The organism is Delftia sp. WSY_12, assembly GCF_043104645.1.
GTDB lineage: Bacteria > Pseudomonadota > Gammaproteobacteria > Burkholderiales > Burkholderiaceae_C > Comamonas > Comamonas tsuruhatensis.
The window spans coordinates 207,556-228,878 of record NZ_JBICKW010000015.1 but is presented as its reverse complement, the minus strand read 5'-3'; the positions used below and the strand labels follow the sequence as shown (position 1 = coordinate 228,878).

General features: G+C 69.3%; 19 protein-coding genes. 12 read left to right on the top strand and 7 right to left on the bottom strand.

Translation table 11 applies throughout. The annotated features are described in order from the left end of the window. Positions 1–234 precede the first annotated feature (234 nt). The 5 genes from ACF8LI_RS09510 (at position 235) to ACF8LI_RS09490 (ending at position 7,930) form a co-directional block, all read left to right on the top strand. Positions 235–1,446: an efflux RND transporter periplasmic adaptor subunit gene (locus tag ACF8LI_RS09510; RefSeq protein WP_392412468.1), complete on the top strand. Its 1,212-nt coding sequence runs from the start codon at positions 235–237 to the stop codon at positions 1,444–1,446. Beyond that, positions 1,443–4,616: an efflux RND transporter permease subunit gene (locus ACF8LI_RS09505; RefSeq protein WP_392412466.1), complete on the top strand. Its 3,174-nt coding sequence runs from the start codon at positions 1,443–1,445 to the stop codon at positions 4,614–4,616. The genes ACF8LI_RS09510 and ACF8LI_RS09505 overlap by 4 nt, the downstream gene beginning before the upstream one ends. 11 nt (positions 4,617–4,627) lie before the next feature. Next, a complete protein-coding gene (locus tag ACF8LI_RS09500) occupies positions 4,628–5,995 on the top strand; it encodes a TolC family protein (protein WP_392412465.1) in 1,368 nt (455 codons plus the stop codon). A 203-nt stretch (positions 5,996–6,198) separates the two neighbouring features. After that, positions 6,199–7,299, top strand: coding sequence for a sensor histidine kinase (locus ACF8LI_RS09495; RefSeq protein WP_392412463.1), 1,101 nt, complete (start codon positions 6,199–6,201; stop codon positions 7,297–7,299). Then, a complete protein-coding gene (locus ACF8LI_RS09490; RefSeq protein ID WP_034364261.1) occupies positions 7,292–7,930 on the top strand; it encodes a response regulator transcription factor in 639 nt (212 codons plus the stop codon). Before ACF8LI_RS09495 ends, ACF8LI_RS09490 begins: the two co-directional genes overlap by 8 nt. 49 nt (positions 7,931–7,979) lie before the next feature. On the opposite strand, the gene ACF8LI_RS09485 is transcribed toward ACF8LI_RS09490, so the two are convergent. From ACF8LI_RS09485 to ACF8LI_RS09465, 5 genes are all read right to left on the bottom strand, one after another. Then, positions 7,980–9,644: an MFS transporter gene (locus ACF8LI_RS09485; protein WP_209798846.1), complete on the bottom strand. Its 1,665-nt coding sequence runs from the start codon at positions 9,642–9,644 to the stop codon at positions 7,980–7,982. 11 nt (positions 9,645–9,655) lie between these two features. Beyond that, positions 9,656–11,554, bottom strand: coding sequence for an amidohydrolase (locus tag ACF8LI_RS09480; RefSeq protein WP_392412462.1), 1,899 nt, complete (start codon positions 11,552–11,554; stop codon positions 9,656–9,658). Between the two features lie 124 nt (positions 11,555–11,678). Continuing rightward, positions 11,679–11,945, bottom strand: a complete 267-nt coding sequence (locus ACF8LI_RS09475) for a XapX domain-containing protein (protein WP_016447950.1) — start codon at positions 11,943–11,945, stop codon at positions 11,679–11,681. A gap of 46 nt (positions 11,946–11,991) precedes the next feature. After that, positions 11,992–12,690: a hydrolase gene (locus ACF8LI_RS09470; protein WP_016453184.1), complete on the bottom strand. Its 699-nt coding sequence runs from the start codon at positions 12,688–12,690 to the stop codon at positions 11,992–11,994. Between the two features lie 108 nt (positions 12,691–12,798). Beyond that, on the bottom strand, positions 12,799–13,503 hold the full coding sequence (locus ACF8LI_RS09465) for a pirin family protein (protein ID WP_016447948.1): 705 nt from the start codon (positions 13,501–13,503) through the stop codon (positions 12,799–12,801). A 102-nt stretch (positions 13,504–13,605) separates the two neighbouring features. Here ACF8LI_RS09465 and ACF8LI_RS09460 point away from each other — a divergent pair, with 102 nt between their 5' ends. Further along, positions 13,606–14,529: a LysR family transcriptional regulator gene (locus ACF8LI_RS09460; protein WP_133072283.1), complete on the top strand. Its 924-nt coding sequence runs from the start codon at positions 13,606–13,608 to the stop codon at positions 14,527–14,529. A gap of 39 nt (positions 14,530–14,568) precedes the next feature. On the opposite strand, the gene ACF8LI_RS09455 is transcribed toward ACF8LI_RS09460, so the two are convergent. Continuing rightward, positions 14,569–15,090, bottom strand: coding sequence for a YqaA family protein (locus ACF8LI_RS09455; protein ID WP_016447946.1), 522 nt, complete (start codon positions 15,088–15,090; stop codon positions 14,569–14,571). Between the two features lie 107 nt (positions 15,091–15,197). On the opposite strand from ACF8LI_RS09455, the gene ACF8LI_RS09450 reads away from it, so the two are divergent. The 6 genes from ACF8LI_RS09450 to ACF8LI_RS09425 all read left to right on the top strand — a co-directional run bounded on the left by ACF8LI_RS09450 (position 15,198) and on the right by ACF8LI_RS09425 (position 19,956). Beyond that, complete coding sequence (locus ACF8LI_RS09450) at positions 15,198–15,791, top strand: hypothetical protein (RefSeq protein WP_392412459.1); 594 nt, start codon at positions 15,198–15,200, stop codon at positions 15,789–15,791. Between the two features lie 143 nt (positions 15,792–15,934). Beyond that, positions 15,935–17,005, top strand: coding sequence for a tRNA dihydrouridine synthase DusB (gene dusB / locus ACF8LI_RS09445; protein WP_392412457.1), 1,071 nt, complete (start codon positions 15,935–15,937; stop codon positions 17,003–17,005). Beyond that, positions 17,002–17,235: a Fis family transcriptional regulator gene (locus ACF8LI_RS09440; protein ID WP_016447943.1), complete on the top strand. Its 234-nt coding sequence runs from the start codon at positions 17,002–17,004 to the stop codon at positions 17,233–17,235. The genes dusB and ACF8LI_RS09440 overlap by 4 nt, the downstream gene beginning before the upstream one ends. Positions 17,236–17,279: 44 nt before the next feature. After that, positions 17,280–18,878 (top strand): bifunctional phosphoribosylaminoimidazolecarboxamide formyltransferase/IMP cyclohydrolase, encoded by a 1,599-nt coding sequence (purH, locus tag ACF8LI_RS09435; protein ID WP_126312473.1) that lies wholly within the window; start codon positions 17,280–17,282, stop codon positions 18,876–18,878. After that, entirely contained in the window at positions 18,878–19,354 is a 477-nt protein-coding gene (locus ACF8LI_RS09430) for a c-type cytochrome (protein WP_392412455.1), read from the top strand. Before purH ends, ACF8LI_RS09430 begins: the two co-directional genes overlap by 1 nt. A gap of 2 nt (positions 19,355–19,356) precedes the next feature. Continuing rightward, positions 19,357–19,956 (top strand): DNA-3-methyladenine glycosylase I, encoded by a 600-nt coding sequence (locus ACF8LI_RS09425; protein WP_016447940.1) that lies wholly within the window; start codon positions 19,357–19,359, stop codon positions 19,954–19,956. 50 nt (positions 19,957–20,006) lie between these two features. Here the strand turns inward: ACF8LI_RS09425 and hemL are convergent, their stop codons facing one another. Then, a complete protein-coding gene (gene hemL / locus ACF8LI_RS09420) occupies positions 20,007–21,323 on the bottom strand; it encodes a glutamate-1-semialdehyde 2,1-aminomutase (RefSeq protein ID WP_370690594.1) in 1,317 nt (438 codons plus the stop codon).

The following is a 21,323-nucleotide window of genomic DNA, read 5'->3' as shown; positions in this document are numbered from 1 at the left end:
ACTGCAGCAAACAGGGCTCCCGGCCTGCACGGGGACTGCGCCACCCACACGCAAAGGAGTACCCCATGGACCCCGATCCTGATTCCGATCCCGATCCTGCCAGGCGCTGCCGCGCCGCCTCTTTCCGCCTTTCCCTTCTTCCATTTCTTGATCTGCCCGGACCCGGGCGGAGGCCTGTGATCGCCTGAAGGGGCGAGAGGTCTGCGCGGGTCCGTGGCGCCCGGAGACCTCAGGATGACCCGCTTTCTCGCTTCTGAACGACCAGGCCGACCCCATGGCCGACCCCATGGCCTGCACCAGCGCCATCCCTTGCTGGCGGCCGCCTGGCCTGTGGGCGGGCTGCTGATCAGCGTGGCCATGGCCGCCTGCAACGGCCCGGCCGAAACCCCGGCTGCAGCAGCAACCCCCGCCACCGCCGCCCCGCAACCGGCTCCCGTGCGCCGCGAAGGCAACCTCATCGTGGTGCCCGAAGGCTCGCCGCTGCGCGAGCGCCTGCAGGTGGCCGAGATCGCCCTGCAGCCGCTGCAGACCCGCCTGTCGGCCCCCGCCACCATCGAGGCCGAGCCTGAAAAGCTGGTCCGCATCACGCCGCCCGTGGCGGGCCGCCTGGTGCGCCTGCACCACCAGCTGGGCGATGCGGTGAAGGCCGGCGATGCGCTGATCACCATGGACTCCTCCGAGATCTCCAGCGTGCGTGCCGAGCACGCCAAGGCCCAGGCCGCGCTGCTGCACGCGCGCCAGGAGTTCGACCGCCAGAAGCTGCTGTTCGATGCCGAGATCGCCGCGCGCAAGGACTACGAGGCCGCGCAGCAGGCGCTGGCCGCAGCAGGTGCCGATGCGCGCGCCGCCTCCGACCACCTGTCCCAGCTGGGTGCGGCCGTGCAGGAAGGCTCGCGCGGCAGCTACGTGGTCAAGTCGCCCATCAGCGGCCGCGTGGTCGAGATGGCGGGCTCGCAGGGCGGCTACTGGAACGATGTGAATGCCTCCGTCATGACCGTGGCCGACCTGCGCAAGGTCTGGCTCAGCGCCAGCGTCAGCGAGCGCGACCTGGCCCATGTGGACGTGGGCCAGCAGGCCCACATCGCGCTGGCCGCCTATCCCGACCTGCAGCTGCAGGGCCGCGTGCAGTACGTGGGCGAGCTGGTGGACACCGCCACGCGCAGCGTCAAGGTGCGCGTGGCCGTGGACAACCCCGAAGGGCGGCTGCGCCCCGGCATGTTTGCGCGCGTGGGCTTCGACGCCCCGGCGCGCCAGGCCGTGATGGTGCCGGCCGCGGCCCTGCTGCAGGGCCAGGTCAGCACGCGCGTCTTCGTGGACAAGGGCGGCTGGCGCTTCGAGCCGCGCGACGTGCAGGTCGGCGCGCAGCAGGACGGCCAGGCCGAGATCCTCTCGGGCCTGGCGGCCGGCGAGCGCGTGGTGGTCAACGGGGGAGTGCTGCTGCAATGATCGAGCGCATCGTCAACATCGGCTTTTCGCGCCGCGGCGTGGTCTGGCTGGTCTTTTGCTTCGCGGCCCTGTATGGCGTGTTCAGCTGGAAGCAGCTGCCGCTGGAGGCCTATCCCGACATTGCCGACGTGACCTCGCAGATCGTCACCCAGGTGCCAGGCCTGGCGGCCGAGGAGATCGAGCAGCAGATCACCATCCCGCTGGAGCGCGCCCTGCTGGCCACGCCCGGCATGCACGTGCTGCGCTCGCGCAGCCTGTTCGCGCTGTCGCTGATCACCGTGGTCTTCGAGGACGGCGTGGACGGCTACTGGGCGCGCCAGCGCCTGAAGGAGCGCATCGACGAGGTCACGCTGCCCTATGGTGCCCGCGCCGGGCTGGACCCCTACAGCTCGCCCACGGGCGAGGTCTACCGCTACACGCTGGAAAGCCCGGTGCGCAGCCTGCGCGAGCTGTCCGAGCTGCAGCAGTGGGTGGTGATCCCGCACCTGAAGAAGGCCCAGTCCGTGGTGGACGTGACCAACTTCGGCGGCCTGACCACGCAGTTCATGCTGGAGCTGGACCCGGCGCGGCTGCTGCAGTACGGGCTGGCGCTGTCCCAGGTGGTCGAGGCCATCAATGCCAACAACGCCAGCGGCGGCGGCAGCGTCATCGACCGGGGCGATGTCTCCTATGTGGTGCGCGGCGTGGGCCTGCTGGGCTCGCTGGACGACATGGGCAACGTGGTCGTCAAGACCACGGACAGCGGCACGCCCGTGCTGGTCAAGGACCTGGGGCGGCTGACCTACGGCAACGTGGAGCGGCGCGGCATCCTGGGCAAGGACGGCAACTCCGACACCCTGCAGGGCATCGTGCTGCTGCTCAAGGGCTCCAACCCCTCGCAGGCGCTGGAGGGCATCCATGCCGCCGTGGAGGAGCTCAACGGCAAGCTGCTGCCGCCCGACGTGAACGTCGTGCCCTACCTGGACCGCACCACGCTGATCGAGCGCACCACCCACACCGTGGGCAAGACCCTGGCCGAAGGCCTGATCGTCGTCACCCTGGTGCTGCTGGTCTTCCTGGGCAGCCCGCGCGCGGCGCTGATCGTGGCGCTGACCATTCCCATGGCGCTGCTGCTGGCCTTCATCTTCATGCACCACGCGAAGATTCCGGCCAACCTGCTGTCGCTGGGCGCCATCGACTTCGGCATCCTGGTGGACGGCGCCGTGGTCGTGGTCGAGAACATCCTGCGGCGCCGCGAGGCCGACCAGAACCGGCCGCTCACGCCCAGGGACGCCATCACGGCCACGCTGCAGGTGGCGCGGCCCATCTTCTTCGGCATGTGCGTGATCGCGGCCGCCTACCTGCCGCTGTTCGCCTTCGAGCGCATCGAGTACAAGCTGTTCTCGCCCATGGCCAGCGCCGTGGGCGCGGCCCTGGTGGGGGCGCTGGCCGTGGCCCTGCTGCTCACGCCGGCCCTGGCCTGGCTGGCCTTCCGCAGGCCGCGCAGGATCTTCCACAACCCCGTGCTGCACCGGCTGGGCGTGGGCTATGACCGCTTCCTGGGCGCGGCCGTGGGCCGCGTGCGCTGGCTGGCGGGGGCCGTGGCGGCCTCGCTGCTGGCGCTGGGCGTGCTGGCCGGCACCATGGGCCGCGACTTCCTGCCGTACCTGGACGAAGGCTCCATCTGGCTGCAGGTGCAGATGCCGCCCGGCATCACGCTGGACAAGGCGCGCGACATGGCCGACGCGCTGCGCAGCGCCGCGCTGGAGTTCCCCGAGGTCTCCTACATCGTCACCCAGACCGGGCGCAACGATGACGGCACCGACTACTGGACGCCCTCGCACATCGAGGCCAGCGTGGGCCTGCATCCCTATGGCGAATGGAAGTCGGGCCTGACCAAGCAGCAGCTGATCGCGAAGATGGCCGCGCGCTTCGACCAGTTGCCCGGCTACTCCGTGGGCTTCATGCAGCCCATGATCGACGGCGTGCAGGACAAGCTGTCGGGCGCGCACAGCGACCTCACGGTAAAGGTCTTCGGCCAGGACCTGGCTGAGGACCGGCGCGTCGCCGATGCCCTGGTGGCCGTGCTGGAGAAAGTGCCCGGCGCGGCCGATGTGGCCGTGGACGTGGAGCCGCCGCTGCCCAACCTGCGCATTGCGCTGGACCGCGCCGCTGCCGCGCGCTACGGCATCAATGCCTCCGACGTGGCGCAGCTCATCTCCACCGGCGTGGGCGGGGCCTCCATCGGCCAGCTGTACGTGGGCGAGCGCAGCTACGACATGGCCGTGCGCTTCACACCCGACACGCGCAGCAGCCCCGAGGCCATCGGCGCGCTGCGCCTGTCGGCCGCCAATGGCGCCCAGGTGCCGCTGGCCGACGTGGCGCGCATCACCACCACCGTGGGCCAGAGCGTCATCGTGCGCGAGGGCGGCGAGCGCCACATCCTCGTCAAGCTCAATGTGCGCGGCCGCGACCTGGCGGGCTTCCTCAAGGATGCGCACACCGCCATCGACCAGCACCTGGACTACGACCGCCAGAAGCTGCACATCGAGTGGGGCGGCCAGTTCGAGAACCTGCAGCGTGCCGAGGCGCGGCTGCTCATGATCCTGCCGCTGACGCTGGGCATCATGCTGGTGCTGCTGTTCGGCGAGTTCGGCAACCTGCGCCAGCCGCTGCTGGTGCTGGGCGTGGTGCCGCTGGCCATGATCGGCGGCTTTGCGGGCCTGCACCTGCGCGGCATGACGCTCAACGTCTCCAGCGCCGTGGGCTTCATCGCGCTGTTCGGCGTGGCCGTGCTCTCGGGCGTGCTCATGGTCTCGCAGATCAACCGCCTGCGCCGCGAGGACGGCCTGGGCCTGCGCGAAGCCGTGCTCGAAGGCGCCTCCAGCCGCATGCGCCCCGTGCTGATGACGGCCACCGTCGCCGCCTTCGGCCTCACGCCGGCCATGCTGGCCACGGGCCTGGGCAGCGACGTGCAGCGGCCCCTGGCCACGGTCGTGGTCTGCGGCCTGTTCAGCGCCACCTTGCTGACCCTGCTGCTGCTGCCCAACCTCTACTACGTGATCGAGGCCCGTGCCGCCCGCGCGGCCGAGCGCCGCCAGCGCCGCGCCGCTGAACGCGGTGAGAGCGGTGATCCGGATGCCGCCGAGGACGAGGGCGGGCATCGCACCGCAACGAGCCAACCCCATTGATGCGAGTCGCCATGCAAACGACCCCTTTCTTCCCCAGGCAGGCCCTGGCCCTGCTGCTGTGCCTTGGCGCCGCAGCCCAGGCGCAGACGGCGCCGTCCGCCGTTGGAGCCACAGCAACTGCAACAGCAACTGCAACGGCGGCACCTGCCGGCCTGCGCTTTTCCGACTACCTCAACGCCGTGGAGCAGCACAGCCCGCTGCTGCGCTCGGAGGAGCAGGGCGTGGAATCCGCGCGTGCCGGCATCGGCATCGCCGGCATACGCCCCGACCCCAGCCTCACGCTGGGCGCCTCGCGCGAGCAGGTGCGCACCGGCCAGCCCCGGCCCACCACGCGCAACTACGAGATCAGCATGGAGCTGGAGACGGGCGGCAAGCGCGCCGCGCGCATCCAGTCCGCACGCAGCCAGGTGCGCCTGTCCGAGGCCGGCCTTGAAGGCGTGCGCAGCCAGCTGTTCTCCGATGCCGCCCAGGACTACACCCAGGCCTGCCGCGACTCGCTGGCGCTGGAGCGCAAGCAGCAGACGCTGAAGGCGCTGGGCGACGTGGTGCAGGCCAACGAGCTGCGGCGCAAGGCCGGCGACATCGGCGGCGTGGAATGGCTGCAGTCGCGCGTGGAGCGCGACCGCTTCCAGGCCGAGGTGGTGCAGGCGCGCGCCGAGGCGCAGACCGCGCGGCTGGCGCTGTCCGTCCCGCTGGGGCGCCGCCTGTCCGAAGTCTTTGCCAGCGACACGCTGCAATGCGGCTTCATGGAATTGGCCGAAGACTCGGGGCTGGAGGATGCCGACGCCCTGGTCGCCCAGGCGCTGCAGTCGCGCGCCGAGGTGCGCATCGCCCAGGCGGCGCTGGAGCATGCGCGCGACAACGCGGGCCTGGCCCAGGCCAGCCGCTGGGTCAATCCCACGCTGGCCGTGGGCATGGCCGCCGTGCCCGCCACGGCCGGTGGCACGGACGCCCAGGGCAATCCCTTCGATGGCGGCGGGCGCTCGCGCACGCTGTCGGTCTCGGTCAGCGTGCCGCTGCCGCTGTCGCGCCTGGACCGGGGCGACCTGGTGCAGGCCGAGGCGGCCGTCACCCAGGCCATGCTGGCCCTGCAGCAGGCCCAGAACCGGGCCGAGGCCGATGTGCGCGCCGCCCGCTTTCGCCTGAGCGCCGCGCGCGAGAACGTGCAGCGCTACCGCGACGGTGTGCTGCGCGATGCGCAGCGCGTGCTCGAAGGCATACGCCTGTCCTACCGGCATGGCGAGGCTTCGCTGCTGGAGCTGCTGTCCGCCCAGCGCTCGGCCGACGAGGCCTACCTGGGATCGCTGGAGGCAGAGACCGAGCTGGCCAAGGCCACGGTGGAGCTGCAACTGAGCGTGGGCCGGCGGCCAGTGTTGTGAACCCCCTGAGCCGCTGCGCGGCTTCCCCCTCTCTCGCTGCGCGGGAGGGGGACGACACCTTCGGTGCGGGGCGTCCCTTCCTCGGTGTCCCTTGTTTTGGGTCGCGCCAGTATCGTACGGTTCGGGTATAGCTTGCATTCAGGTGCAGCGGCTTCTTGAATGAGAATTGGCAGCTGACAGTCCATTCCTTTTCCCTGCACGCCATGACCACCGCTCTGCGCCGCTTTCCCCATTGGCCCCGGGCCCTGATCCTGGTGGCCATGGGCGTCGCCATGGCCGCGATCTTCGCGCTGGACACGCTGACCGACTACGCCGTGGCGGCCGCCGTGTTCCATACCGCCATCATCCTGGTGGCGGTGCGCTGGTTCAGCCCGCGCGTGGTCATCGGCCTCACGGCGCTGTGCATCGTGCTGACCCTGGCCAGCTTTGCGCTCACGCCTGCCGGTGCCTATCGCACCGGACTGATCAACATGGTGATCAGCATCCTGGCCATTGCCATCACGGCCTATCTGGGCCTGAAGATGGTGGCGGCCCAGAACGCGGCCCATGCGGCGCGCACCCAGCTGCTGCGCATCACCCAGACCACCAGCCTGGGGCAGTTGACGGCCTCCATCGCCCATGAGGTCAACCAGCCGCTGGCGGCCATCGTCACCAGCGGCAACGCCTGCCAGCGCTGGCTGGCCCAGGAGCCGCCCAACCTCGCCAAGGCCGGCCAGGCGCTGGAGCGCATCCTGGGCGATGCGCAGCGCGCCAGCGATGTCATCGCCCGCATCCGCAGCATGGCACGCGGAGACGCACCCAGCCGGCAGTCCTTCGACCTCAACGAGGCCGTGCGCGAAATGGCCCGCCTGTCCGTCGCAGAGCTGGACCGGCGCGGCGTGGCCCTGGACCTGCAGCTGGCGACCGCGCTGCAGCCGGCCTGGGCCGACCGCGTGCAGATCCAGCAGGTGCTGGCCAACCTGCTGCTCAATGCCATGGACGCCATGCAGGGCACGCCCGCCGCGCAGCGGCGCATCACCGTCACCACCCAGGCCCTGGGCCAGCAACTGGTGCTGACCGTGGCCGATGCGGGCGAAGGCCTGTCGCCGCTGGCCCGCACCCACCTGTTCGATGCCTTCTGGACCACCAAGCCCGACGGCATGGGCCTGGGCCTGAACATCTGCCGCCACATGGCCGAGGCCAACGGCGGCCGCATCTGGGCCACGGACCGCGAGGACGGGCGCGGGGGCACGGCTTTTCACGTCACCATCGCCTGCGCCCCGGCCACGGGCGACAGGCCTTCCACGGGATTGCGCCATGGCTGAACCCTCCACCGCCGAAGCCGAGGCACTGGTCTACATCGTCGATGACGACCCCTCGGTGCGCGCAGCCATCGAGGACCTGCTGGCCTCGGTGGGCCTGTGCGTGCGCGCCTTCGGCGCCACGCGCGAGTTTCTGGACCACTGGCAGCGGCAGCCGCCGCAGGGACCGGCCTGCCTGGTGCTGGACATCCGCATGCCCGGCCAGAGCGGCATGGACTTCCGGCGCCAGATGCTGGAGCTGGGCCTGAAGCTGCCCACCATCTTCATCACCGGCCATGGCGACATTCCCATGAGCGTGGAGGCCATGAAGACCGGCGCCATCGAGTTCCTGACCAAGCCCTTCCGCGACCAGGACCTGCTCGACGCCATCCAGCAGGGCATTGCCCTGGACCGCCAGCGCCGCGCGCTGGACGCCAGCGAACAGGCGCTGCGCGCCTGCTGGCAGTCGCTGTCGCCCGGCGAGCAGGAAGTGGTCGTGGGCGTGGTGCGCGGCCTGCTGAACAAGCAGATCGCGGCAGACCTGGGCGTGAGCGAAATCACGGTCAAGGTGCGCCGCAGCCAGGCCATGCGCAAGATGCAGGTGCGCACGCTGGCCGACCTGGTGCGTGCGCTGGAGCGGCTGGATATCCGCTGAGGTGTCCTGGCAGGCCGGGCGCAGGCCAGGGCAGGCCTGCCGCAACGCTTCAGTGGGCGTGGCCGTGCGCCGGTGCCTGCGCAGGCCCGCTGGCGGCACTGGCGGCATCCAGCGCCAGGAAGTGGTGGACCACGGGCCGCTCGGGGCCCATGTGAAAGCGCAGCGCCTGGGCCTGCAGATCGGCATCGGCCCTGGATACGCGCTGGTGCTGGCGCAGATGCTCGGCCCAGGACTCCACCAGGAACCACTCGATCACCCGGCCCGGCTCGCCCGTGTGCTCGGCGATGCCCCAGGCATAGGCGCCGTCGCGCCGCCGCTCGCGCGCCACATGCTGCATGGCCTCGATGAAGGCCGGCAGGTCCTGGCGGCGCACCTGGTACTCCACCTGGATCATCACCGGGCCACGGTCATGGGCCACGGGCTCGGCCAGCAGCGGCTCGGGCCAGTGGTTGGAGGCCTGCAGGTCCGCCTCGCCCGTGGGCAGCTTGATGCGGTGGAAAACCAGCGAGATGGCCACCAGGCCCGCCGCGCCGATCAGCAGCGCCGTGGGAATGCCCACGCCCTGTGCAAACAGCCCCCAGGCCAGGCTGCCGCCCGCCATGGCGCCGTTGAACACCATCAGGTAGATGGCCAGCCCGCGGCCGCGCACCCAGTTGGGCAGCACCGCCTGGGCCACGCCGTTGAGCGTGGTCAGCGCAATGATCCAGCCCAGGCCCAGCACCAGCATCAGCAGCACGGCGGCCCATTGCGACGGCGCCGTGGACAGCGCGGCCATCACGGCGGCGCTGAGCACGGAGGACAGCAGCACCAGGCCATCGGCATCCAGCCTTTTGCGCAGGCGCGGCAGCACCAGCGCGCCCAGGATGGCGCCTGCGCCCACGGCGCCCAGCATCACGCCGTAAAAGCCTGCCGAGCCGCCCAGCATGCGCCGCGCCACCAGCGGCAGCAGGGCCCAGACCGAGCTGGCGAACAGGAAGAACACGGCGGCGCGCAGCAGCACCACATGCAGCTCGCGGCTGGAGCGGGCATAGCGCAGGCCAGCGCGGAAGGCGCCGAAGAACTGCTCGTTCAGGGCCGATGCCTCGGCCTTGGGGCGCTTCCACCAGACCAGCGCGGCGATCACGAACACGTAGCTGACCACGTCCGCACCGTAGGCCGCCGCCGCGCCGAAGCTGGCCAGCAGCAGGCCGCCGGCCGCAGGGCCCAGGGCGCGTGCGATGTTGATGCCCAGCGAGTTCAGCGCCACCGCGTTCTTGAGGTCGCTGCGCGGCACCAGCTCGGGCACGATGGACTGCCAGGTCGGCCCCATCAGCGCCGCGCCTATGCCGCCCACGAAGGTCAGCGCCACCAGGTACTCCACGGTCAGCGTATTGGTGCGGGCCAGCAGCAGCAGGCTGGCGCTGACGGCGGCCAGCAGGATCTGGATGCCGATCAGGAAACGCCGGCGGTCCAGGATGTCCGACAGCACGCCTGCCGGAATCGCCAGCAGGAAGATGGGCAGCGTGGCCGCCGTCTGGATCAGGGCCACGGCGGCCGGGCTGGCCGACAGCTCGGTCACCATCCAGGAGCTGGCCACATCGCGCATGAAGCTGCCGATATTGCCCAGCACCGTGGCGGCCCACAGCACCGCGAACACGGGCTGTCGCAGCGGCGCGAAGCTGCCGGAGGAACTGCCGGCAACAGCTGGGGCAGACGGCTTGGAATCGATGGACATGGCCTTGCTCCTCAGGCCATCCAGCAGGAGCAGCCCAGCGCGCCGAAGAAGCTTCGGGGGTCCGAGGTCGGCACGTTCGATGCCCAGGCGTCGGCATGGCGGTGGCCGTGCATGCCGCAGCTGGTGCCGCAGCCGCAGGCCGCCGCCAGGCTGCGGTAGCGCGCGGGGTTGAGCGAGTTCCTGCCCGCGCCCTCGGGCTCGCCCCAGGCGCCGTAGCCGCCGAAGCGCCGCACGGGCGACCAGTCGGGCATGGCCGGCGGCAGCGGGTTGTCGTCATGCGGCTGGAAGGGGCCTGCGCCATAGACCACGCGGCCGCCCACCACGGTGAGGTCGGAGGTGAGGAAGGAGATCTCGTCCTCGGGCACGGCGAAATAGTCCTTGCTGGGCACGATCATGTCGGCCAGCTGGCCCACCTGGATGCGGCCGCGCAGGCCTTCCTCGTTGGAGAACCAGGCCACGTTCTCGGTCCACATGCGCAACGCGGTCTCGCGGTCCAGCAGGTTGCGCTGGGGGTACATCTGCAGGCCGCCCACGGTCTTGCCCGTCACCATCCACGACAGCGACACCCAGGGGTTGTAGGAGGCCACGCGCGTGGCGTCCGTGCCGGCCGAGGTCTTCACGCCGCGCTCCAGGATCTTCTTGACGGGCGGCGTGGCCTCGGTGGCGCGTGCGCCGTAGCGCTCGGTGAAATATTCGCCCTGGTAGGCCATGCGGTGCTGCACTGCCACGCCGCCGCCCAGGGCCGCAATGCGGTCGATGGACCTGTCCGAAATGGTCTCGGCATGGTCGAAGAACCAGTTCAGGCCGTCGATGGGCGTGTCGCGGTGCACCTTCTCGAAGACATCGAGCGCGCGCGAGATGGTCTCGTCATAGGTGGCATGCAGGCGCCACGGCCATTGGTTCTGCACCAGCACGCGCACCACTTCCTCCAGGTCGCCCTCCATGCTGGGCGGCATGTCGGGGCGCGGCTGGCGGAAGTCCTCGAAGTCGGCGGCCGAGTACACCAGCATCTCGCCCGCGCCGTTGTGGCGGAAATAGTCGTTGCCCTGCTTGTATTTCACGCTCTGCGTCCAGTTGAGGAAGTCGGCCTTCTCCTCCTTGGGCTTTTGCGTGAACAGGTTGTAGGCCAGGCGCACGGTGATCTGGTTGGCCTCGCTGAGCTTCTGGATCACCTCGTAGTCGTCGGGGTAGTTCTGGAAGCCGCCGCCCGCATCGATGACGCCGGTCACGCCCAGGCGGTTGAGTTCGCGCATGAAGTGGCGCGTGGAGTTGACCTGGTAGTCCAGCGGCAGCTTGGGACCCTTGGCCAGCGTGGCATAGAGGATGGTGGCGTTGGGCTTGGCCAGCAGCAGGCCCGTGGGGTTGCCGTTGGCATCGCGCGTGATCTCGCCGCCTGCGGGCTCGGGCGTGTCGCGGGTGTAGCCCACGGCGCGCAGGGCGGCCGCGTTGAGCAGGGCGCGGTCATACAGGTGCAGCAGGAACACCGGCGTGTCGGGCGCGATGGCGTTGATCTCCTCGATGGTGGGCAGGCGCTTTTCCACGAACTGGTGTTCGGTGAAACCGCCGACCACGCGCACCCACTGCGGCGCGGGCGTGTTGGCCACCTGGCGCTTGAGCATGTCCAGCGCATCGGCCAGCGAGCGCACGCCGTCCCAGCGCAGCTCCAGGTTGAAGTTCAGGCCGCCACGGATCACGTGCGTGTGGTTGTCGAACAGGCCGGGCAGCACGCTGCGGCGCTGCAGATCGATGCGGCGCGTGCCGCTGCCGGCCAGGGCCAGCACCTCGGCGTCCGTGCCCACGGCGATGAACCGGCCGTCCTTCACGGCCACGGCGGTGGCCGTGGGCTGGGCCTTGTTCAGGGTGGTGAAGCGGCCGTTGTGGAAGACGACTTCGGGCGTGGAATCGGACATGGAGGCTCCTTGGCGAGCGTTGGTGGTGCAACCCAGCAGTCCACCCATGGCAAGGGTGGCTGCGGAGCCCAGGACTTTTCTGCGCGTGGTCATGGTGCAGTTTTCTTGAAGGTTTGGGGAGAGGTCAGCCGTGCTGCCGATCGGCATCGGTGCTCTTGCGACCGGGCAACTCGCCCAGCACATGCTCGGTGGCCTGCGTCTTGCTGCAGGCGCTGCGCAGGTCCATGCCCTGCAGCAGGTGCCGGCCCACGGGCACGATCTGCTCGCCGGCCAGGATGCCCAGCAGGCCGACCAGGGCCACCAGCGGCGGTGCGGGAGAGCGCACCTGCAGCAGGCTGTAGACCACGCCGACCAGCAGGCCGGCTCCTAAGGAGAGTGCGTAGAGCTTCATGGTTCGACTCCTGAGAAGGGACTTGCCTGCTGGCGCGTGCTGACGCTCAGACCTTGGCGGGGTTCGGGCCCACGGTCTCGCCATGCTGCACGCGCTCGGCGGCCTTGTGCACCATGGTGTAGGCATAGTCCACGCCCATGCCGTAGGCGCCGGAATGCTCGCGCACGATGTCCATCACCGCGTCATAGGTCTCGCGGCGGGCCCAGTCGCGCTGCCATTCCAGCAGCACCTGCTGCCAGGTCACGGGCACCACGCCGGCCTGCACCATGCGGTCCATGGCGTAGTTGTGGGCGTCCAGCGACGTGCCGCCCGAGGCGTCGGCCACCATGTAGATCTCGTAGTCCGTGTCATGCAGGGCCGACAGGGCGAAGGTGGTGTTGCACACCTCGGTCCACAGGCCGGAGACCACGATCTTCTTGCGGCCCTGGGCGGCGTTGGCGGCCAGCGCATCCCGCACGTTCTGGTCGTCCCAGGAATTCATGGAGCTGCGCTCCAGCAGCCTGTGCTCGGGGAACACGGCCAGCAGTTCGGGATAGGTGTGGCCGGAGAAGCTGCCCGTCTCCACCGTGGTGATGGTTGCGGGAATGTCGAAGGCCTTGGCCGCCTTGGCCAGGCCCACCACATTGTTCTTGAGCACCTGGCGGTCGATGGACTGCACGCCGAAAGCCATCTGGGGCTGCTGGTCGATGAAGATGATCTGGCTGTTGGCGGGGGTCAGGACTTCGAGGTACTTGCGGTCGGTCATGGTGATCTCCTGTGAGGCAGTGGGTTGGGTGAAGGAAGGGACAGCGGAAATTCGGAAAGACAGTTGGGGCAGGTGGGCCCCGGCCGGAGCCGGGGCGGCAAGGGCGCTTCAGCGCGCCGTGTCGACGAGCACCAGCTCGGCGTCGGTCAGGGCCGTGACGCGCAGGGTCTCGACGTCGCTGATGGCGGCGCCGTCGCGCTCCTGGAGCGTCACGCCGTCGATCTGCACCGAGCCGCTGGCCGGCACCAGGTAGCCCAGGCGGTCGCGGCCGATGCGGTACTCCGTGCTCTCGCCGGCCTTGAGCGTGGCGCCCAGCACCCGGGCGGCGGTGCGGATGGGCAGGGCGTCCTCGTCACCGGGCAGGCCGCTGGCCAGGGCCACGAAGCTGCCCGAGCGCTCGCCCTTGGGGAAGGGCTTGGCACCCCAGGACGGGGGCTGCTGGCCGCGCTCGTCGGGCATGATCCAGATCTGGAAGATCCGCGTCGTGCCCTTTTCCTGGTTGTATTCCGAGTGGCGGATGCCGGTGCCCGCGCTCATTACCTGCACATCGCCCGCTTCGGTGCGGCCCTTGTTGCCTAGGCTGTCCTGGTGGGTGATGGCGCCTTCACGGACATAGGTGATGATTTCCATGTTGGCGTGGGCATGAGGCGGGAAGCCCGTGCCGGCGGCGATGGTGTCGTCGTTCCACACCCGCAGCGCGCCCCAGCCCATGCGGGCCGGATCGTGGTAGCCGGCGAAGGAAAAGTGGTGCTTGGCATCGAGCCAGCCGTGGTTGGCACCGCCAAGGGCTTGGAAGGGACGGCGTTCGATCATGGTGTTCTCCTGCTGCGTTGTGTGTTGCGATGGATGAACTTTATGTTTTGCCGATCAAGAAGAGAATAGAAAATATGCAAAGACATCTATTCCAAAACTTTCATGCCAAGACTTCCTGACCTCGAAGCCTGGGCCGTCTTCGCCAAGGTGGCCGAGACGGGCTCCTTCGCCAAGGCCGCCGCCGAGCTGGGCGTCTCCCAGCCCACCATCTCCAAGGCCATCACGCGGCTGGAGACGCGGCTCAAGACCAGCCTGTTGCACCGCACCTCGCGGCGCATGTCGCTGACGGCCGCCGGCCAGGCCTCTCTGGAGCGGGCCGCGCGCATCCTGGCCGAGGGCGAGGCCGTGGAGGCCGAGATCAGCGAGCAGTCCAAGAGCCTGCGCGGCCCCATCCGCATTGCGGCGCCCATGTCGTTCGGCATCTCGCACCTGGCGCCGGCCGTGCCCGCCTTCATGGCCGAGCATCCCGAGGTCACGCTGGACCTGCACTTCAGCGACGAGCTGATCGACGTCGTGGCCCAGGGTTTCGACATCGCGCTGCGCATCTCCTCGCTGCCCGACTCCAGCCTGCTGGCGCGGCGCCTGTGCACGGTGCGCCTGCTGCTGGTGGGATCACCCGAATACTTCGAGCGCCACGGCCGCCCCACCCATCCGCGCGAGCTGGCGCAGCACCGGGCGCTGCGCTATGTGCACAGCCGCCTGGGCGAGGCCTGGCGCTTCGTGCATGCGCGCCGCGGCGAGTTCGCCCAGGTCGTGCCCACGGCCATGCGCGTGAACAATGCCGAGGGCCTGGCGCCGGCCCTGCGCGCCGGGCTGGGCCTGGCCCTGCAGCCCGAATTCCTGGCCTGGGAAGATTTGCAATCGGGTGCGCTGCAGACCTGCATGGACGACTGGCAGGTGCCCTCCATCGCCCTGCACATCGTCACGCCGCCGGGGCGCGCCCGGCCGGCGCGCGTGCAGGCGCTCATTGATTTCCTGGCCGCGCATTTCGCGCTGGCGCCCTGGGCGCGCGAGCCGCAGGCGTAGATCGCAAAAGGGGAGGGCTTCGGTGGGGGGGCTTCGGCCTCAGCTGGCCCAGGAGGCCGGCAGCAGCTGCAGCAGCACCACCGTCATCACCACATAGCGCAGGAACTTGCCGATGGCCATGTAGAACACGCAGGGCCAGAACGGCAGGCGCAGCCAGCCGGCCACGGCGCACAGCGGATCGCCCACCACGGGCAGCCAGCTCAGCAGGCAGGCCTTTGCGCCCAGGCGGCGCAGCCAGACGCGGGCGCGGCGCTCGTGGCGTGACAGATTGCGCGGCGGCTTGGCCCGTTCAGGCGGCAGCCCGGCCAGCCGCCGCTCGCGTGCCGCGCGCCAGGCCTTGTGCGCGCCCAGGCCCATCCACCAGCTGATGGCCCCGCCCAGCGTATTGCCGGCCGTGGCCACGAAAACCGTCTGCCAGAACAGGTCGGGATTGAGCTGGAGCAGGCCGACCACCGCAGGCTCCGAGCCCAGCGGCAGCAGCGTGGCCGAGATCAGGGCCACGATGAACACGGTGCTGAGGCCGAACTGCGGCAGCGCCAGCCAGCCCAGCAATTGATGCATCCAGACTTCCATAGGTGCTGCCAAGTGTAGGTCTGCGCTGGCTAACGCCTTGTCGGCCTGAAGCTATCGTGGGGCCTGGTCCGGAACCACAAAGAACAGGGGGCGTCATGCAGACAGGGCGGATTGCAGGATGGGCGGCATTGGGAATGGCAGCAGCCGGCCTGGCCGGCTGCGCCGCGTTGCAGCCATCGCCAGGCAAGGACACCACCGTGGTGGCACAGGCCGCTGCCCAGGCGCCACCGACCCAGGAGGCCGCACCGACCTCGGCCTGGGGCAAGGCGCTGCAGGCCAAGGGCTGCACCCTGCCGGACCCGGCCGTGGCCGACAGGCTGGAGCAGCTGCAGCGCGAGCTGGAGCCTCTGGGCCTGGAGCCGCGTCTGCAAGGCTGCGTGAGCCTGGCCGGTCCCGAGCCCCGCCCGGCCCTGGTGCTGGACGCCTGGGTGACCGACGGGCGCAAGGCCATGGCCGTGGTGCGCGGCCCGCTGGCCGACGGCGAGGCGCTGGACCTGGGGCTTGAGGCTGGGCTGCAGGCAGCCGGGCCGCAGAAAGCCGGGCTGCAGAAGGTCGGCCTGCGCCCCATGCCCGACGACCAGGTCTCTCCTGACGTGCAATTCAACCGCCGCTGGTGGCAGGGCCGGCTCGGTGCCTACGGGCTGCAGGCCGTTCCGGGCCAGGTGCGTACCTTCGTTCCCACACCATGAAACCGCTGCGCTGTCTTGTTTTCGCCGCTTGGCCGCCTTGACGGCCCGGTTTTAGCCCTGCTGAAAATTTGGGCAGGTACAATCTTGGTCCTTTGTTGCCGCCCGTTTTGTGATCGGCGCGCGCGTTTTCTCCGGCTTTCCCGATGTCCTCCCTTCCCCTGTCCATAGGCCCCCATGCCCTGGCCAACCGCCTGTTCGTCGCCCCCATGGCGGGGGTGACGGATCGGCCGTTCCGCCAGCTGTGCAAGGCCCTGGGCGCGGGCTATGCGGTCAGCGAGATGGTGACTTCGCGCAAGGACCTGTGGAACAGCCTCAAGACCTCGCGCCGCGCCAACCATGAAGGCGAGCCCGGGCCCATCGCGGTGCAGATCGCGGGCACGGACGCCGAGATGATGGCCGAGGCCGCGCGCTACAACCTGGACCGTGGCGCCCAGATCATCGACATCAACATGGGCTGCCCGGCCAAGAAGGTCTGCAACAAATGGGCCGGCTCGGCCCTGATGCAGAACGAGGCCCTGGCCGTGGAGATTGCCCAGGCTGTGGTAGAGGCCTGCGCCCCGCACGGCGTGCCCGTCACGCTGAAGATGCGCACCGGCTGGTGCGACGCGCACAGGAACGCCGTGGTGCTGGCCCGCCGCTTCGAGGAGGTGGGCATACAGATGCTCACCGTGCACGGCCGCACGCGCGAGCAGGGTTACAAGGGCTTTGCCGAGTACGACACCATCGCTGCCGTCAAGGCGGCGGTGCGCGTGCCCGTGGTGGCCAATGGCGACATCACCCGCCCCGAGAAGGCGCGCGACGTGCTCGCCTACACGGGCGCCGATGCCGTGATGATCGGCCGCGCCGCCCAGGGCCGGCCGTGGATCTTCCGCGAGATCGCGCACTTCCTGGCCACGGGCGAGCACATGGCCCCGCCCCTGGTGGCCGAGCTGCGCCGGCTGCTGCTGGAGCATCTGCAGGACCACTACAGCCTGTACGGCGAAGGCACCGGCGTGCGCAGTGCGCGCAAGCACATCGCCTGGTACCTGCGCAGCCTGCCGGGCGGCGAGGCATTCAGACAACACATCAACACCATCGAGGACTGCGCGGTGCAATGGCAGGCCGTGGCCGACTATCTGGACGCCCTGGGCGCGCAGATGGACCGGATACCAGCCGCCATCGATGCCGGCGCCACAAGCGCCGAATTCGCAGAGCCCGCAGGAATGACAGTATGAGCAACCAGAACATCGAACAATGCGTGCGTGAAAGCCTGGAGGGGTACTTCCGCGATCTCGACGGCGAAAAGCCCAATGGCATGTACGACATGCTGATCCACCTGGTCGAAAAGCCGCTGCTGGAAGTGGTGATGAGCCAGGCCGACAACAACCAGTCCCGCGCCGCCGACTGGCTGGGCCTGAACCGCAACACGCTGCGCAAGAAGCTGCTTGAGCACGACATGCTCTGAGCGGCACGAATTCCCCTTTTTTCAAACTCCCTGCACCGACGCCCATGAACGCCCTGCTCTCCGTCTCTGACAAGACCGGTATTGTCGAATTCGCCCAAGGCCTGCACGCCCTGGGCATCAAGCTGCTGTCCACCGGCGGCACCGCCAAGCTGCTGGCCGAGGCCGGCCTGCCCGTGACCGAGGTGGCCGAAGTCACCCAGTTCCCCGAGATGCTGGACGGCCGCGTCAAGACCCTGCACCCCAAGGTCCACGGCGGCCTGCTGGCGCGCCGCGAGCTGCCCGCCCACATGGCGGCCCTCAAGGAGCACGGCATCGACACGATCGACCTGCTGGTGGTGAACCTCTACCCCTTCGAGGCCACCGTGGCCAAGGCCGGCTGCACGCTGGCCGACGCCATCGAGAACATCGACATCGGCGGCCCGGCCATGGTGCGCTCTGCCGCCAAGAACTGGGCCGACGTGGGCGTGATCACCGATGCCGGCCAGTACGAGGCCGTGCTGGGTGAACTCAAGGCCAATGGAAAGCTCTCCGACAAGCTGCGCTTTGCGCTGTCCGTGGCCGCCTTCAACCGCATTGCCCAGTACGACGGCGCCATCAGCGACTACCTGTCCAGCGTGAAGTTCGAGGACGACAAGCTCTCCGAAGCCTACGTGCCCGAGCGCAGCCCCTTCCCCGGCCAGAGCAACGGCCACTTCACCAAGGTGCAGGACCTGCGCTACGGCGAAAACAGCCACCAGCAGGCCGCCCTGTACCGCGACCTGTATCCGGCTCCCGGCTCCCTGGTCACGGGCGAGCAGCTGCAGGGCAAGGAGCTGTCGTACAACAACATCGCCGACGCCGATGCCGCCTGGGAATGCGTCAAGAGCTTCGAGCAGCCCGCCTGCGTGATCGTCAAGCACGCCAACCCCTGCGGCGTGGCCGTGGGCAAGGACGCGCACGAAGCCTATGCCAAGGCCTTCCAGACCGACCCCACCAGCGCCTTCGGCGGCATCATCGCCTTCAACCGCACGGTGGACAAGGCGGCGGCCGAGGCCGTGGTCAAGCAATTCGTCGAGGTGCTGATGGCCCCCGACTTCACGGCCGAGGCGCTGGAAATCTTCAAGCCCAAGGTCAATGTGCGCCTCATGAAGATCGCCCTGCCGGCCGGCGGCGAGCGCGCCTGGGACCAGGGCCGCAACGCCGTGGACGCCAAGCGCGTCGGCTCGGGCCTGCTGCTGCAGACCGCCGACAACCATGAGCTGGCCCTGGCCGACCTCAAGGTCGTCACCGTCAAGCAGCCTACGCCCGAAGAACTGCAGGACCTGCTGTTCGCCTGGAAGGTCGCCAAGTACGTCAAGAGCAATGCCATCGTGTTCTGCAAGAACGGCATGACCATGGGCGTGGGCGCAGGCCAGATGAGCCGCCTGGACTCGGCGCGCATCGCCTCCATCAAGGCCGAGGCCGCCAAGCTGAGCCTGCAGGGCACGGTCGTGGCCAGCGATGCCTTCTTCCCCTTCCGCGACGGCCTGGACGTGGTCGTTGACGCAGGCGCCACCTGCGTGGCCCAGCCCGGCGGCTCCATGCGCGACCAGGAAGTCATTGACGCCGCCAACGAGCGCGGTGTGGCCATGGTCTTCACCGGCGTGCGCCACTTCCGCCACTGATGGCCGGCCAACTGCCTCCTGGCGCAGACGACGAGGGCGACGACGCCCCCCAGCGGCCCCGCTGGCTGGGCTGGGCGCTCGTGGTCTTCATGCTGCTGGTGGCGCTGGGTGTCTTCAACATCGGCTGGCGCATCATGCGCGGGCCGGCTGTCGGGGCCACCACGGCGGCGGCCGCAGCTGCCGTGACAGCCGACGCGCAGCTGGCCGCCGGCAAGGCCCTGGTGGAAGGCAATGACTGCCTGCGCTGTCACGGCCTGGTGCGCCACTACGTGGGCCCGTCCTTCCAGCAGATCGCCGGCCGCTACCGTGGCCGCGAAGATGCCGCCGAATACCTGGCGCGCAAGATCCGCGAGGGCGGGGCCGGCGAATGGGGCCGCGCCATCATGCCGCGCCACCCGCACATCGATACGGCGCAATCCCTGCAGATGGCGGCCTGGCTGCTGTCCCTCCCTTCTCCCGAACCCGGGAAATCCTGACCATGTCCCGCCTGTTCACCGCCCCCGACGGCCGGCCGCGCTGCCACTGGTGCGCGGCCACGGACAGCTACCTGGCCTACCACGACCGTGAATGGGGCTTTCCCGTCACCGACGACCGGCGCCTGTTCGAGAAGCTCAGCCTCGAAGGCTTCCAGTCCGGCTTGAGCTGGCTGACCATCCTCAACAAGCGCGAGAACTTCCGCGCGGCCTTTGCCGGCTTCGACTTCCACCAGGTCGCGCGCTTCACCGAAGACGACGTGCTGCGGCTGCTGGGCGATGCGGGCATCGTGCGGCATCGCGGCAAGATCGAGGCCGTGATCAACAACGCGCAGCGGGCGCTGGAGATGGTGGAGGCGCAAGGCTCGCTGTCGGCCTTCTTCTGGCGCCATGCGCCGGAGCCCGTGACCGGTGGCGGGCCCGTGTCCGAGACGGCCGAGTCCCGGGCGCTGTCCAAGGAGCTGAAGAAGCTCGGTTGGAAGTTCGTGGGGCCTACGACCGTTTACTCGTTCATGCAGGCCATGGGCCTGGTCAACGACCATGCGCAGGGCTGTGCCGTGCGCGATGAGGTCGAACAGGCGCGCCAGGCTTTTCTTCGGCCCTGACGTGAAAAGAGCCCGCAAGGGCGGGCTCGATCGGCAGGTACGGGCCAGCGTCAGAGCGTCTTGAACACTTCGCGTGCGGCTTCGATGGTCTTGTCGATGTCCTCGTCCGTGTGCGCGGCGCTCACGAAGCCGGCCTCGTACAGGGCGGGTGCGAAGTAGTGGCCGCGCTCCAGCATGCCGTGGAAGAAGCGGTTGAAGCGTGCGCCATCGGTCTTCATGACCTCGGTCCAGGTGCTGGGCAGCTCGGGCAGCAGGTAGAAGCCGAACAGGCCGCCCTGGTGGTCCACGCTGAAGGGCACGCCGGCGGCGTCGGCCTCGGCCTTGAAGCCGGCCATCAGGCGGCCGGTCTTCGCGTGCAGGGCGTCGTGGAAGCCCGGCTCGCTGATCAGCTCCAGCGTCTTGAGGCCGCAGGCCGTGGCAATGGGGTTGCCCGACAGGGTGCCTGCCTGGTAGACCGGGCCCAGGGGCGAGAGCTTTTCCATGATCTCGCGGCGCGCGCCGAAGGCCGCCATGGGCATGCCGCCGCCGATGACCTTGCCCAGCACGGTGATGTCGGGCGCAAAGCCTTCGATCTGCTGGGCGTACAGGCTCTGGGCGCTGCCCAGGGCCACGCGAAAGCCGGTCATCACCTCGTCGTAGACCATCAGCGCGCCATGCTCGCGCGTGAGTTCGCGGATGCGGCGCGTGAAGGGCACGCTGGCGCGCACGAAGTTCATGTTGCCGGCAATGGGCTCCATGATCACGCAGGCGATCTGATCGCCGAACTGGGCGAAGGCCTCCTCGAGCTGGCCCACGTCGTTGTATTCCAGCACCACGGTGTCCTTGACCACGTCCTGCGGCACGCCGGCCGAGGAGGAGGCGCCGAACGTCGCCAGGCCCGAGCCGGCCTTGACCAGCAGGGCGTCGGCATGGCCGTGGTAGCAGCCGTTGAACTTGATGATCTTGTTGCGGCCCGTGAAGCCGCGCGCCAGGCGCAGCGCGCTCATGCCGGCCTCGGTGCCCGAGCTGACCATGCGCACCATGTCCATGGAGGGCATGAGCGAGAGGATCTTCTCGGCCAGCACCACCTCGCGCTCCGTGGGTGCGCCGAAGGAGAAGCCTTCCAGCGCGGCGGCCTGCACGGCGGCCATCACCTCGGGGTGGCCGTGGCCCAGGATCATCGGACCCCAGGAGCCGATGTAGTCGGTGAACTGCTGGGCGTTCTCGTCCCAGAAATGCGCGCCCTGCGCACGGCGCACGAAGCGCGGCGTGCCGCCCACGGCGTTGAAGGCGCGCACGGGTGAATTCACGCCGCCGGGGATCACGGCCTTGGCGCGTTCGAACAGGGGAATATTCAGGTCAGTGGTCATAGTGCAGGAGTCTGCCAT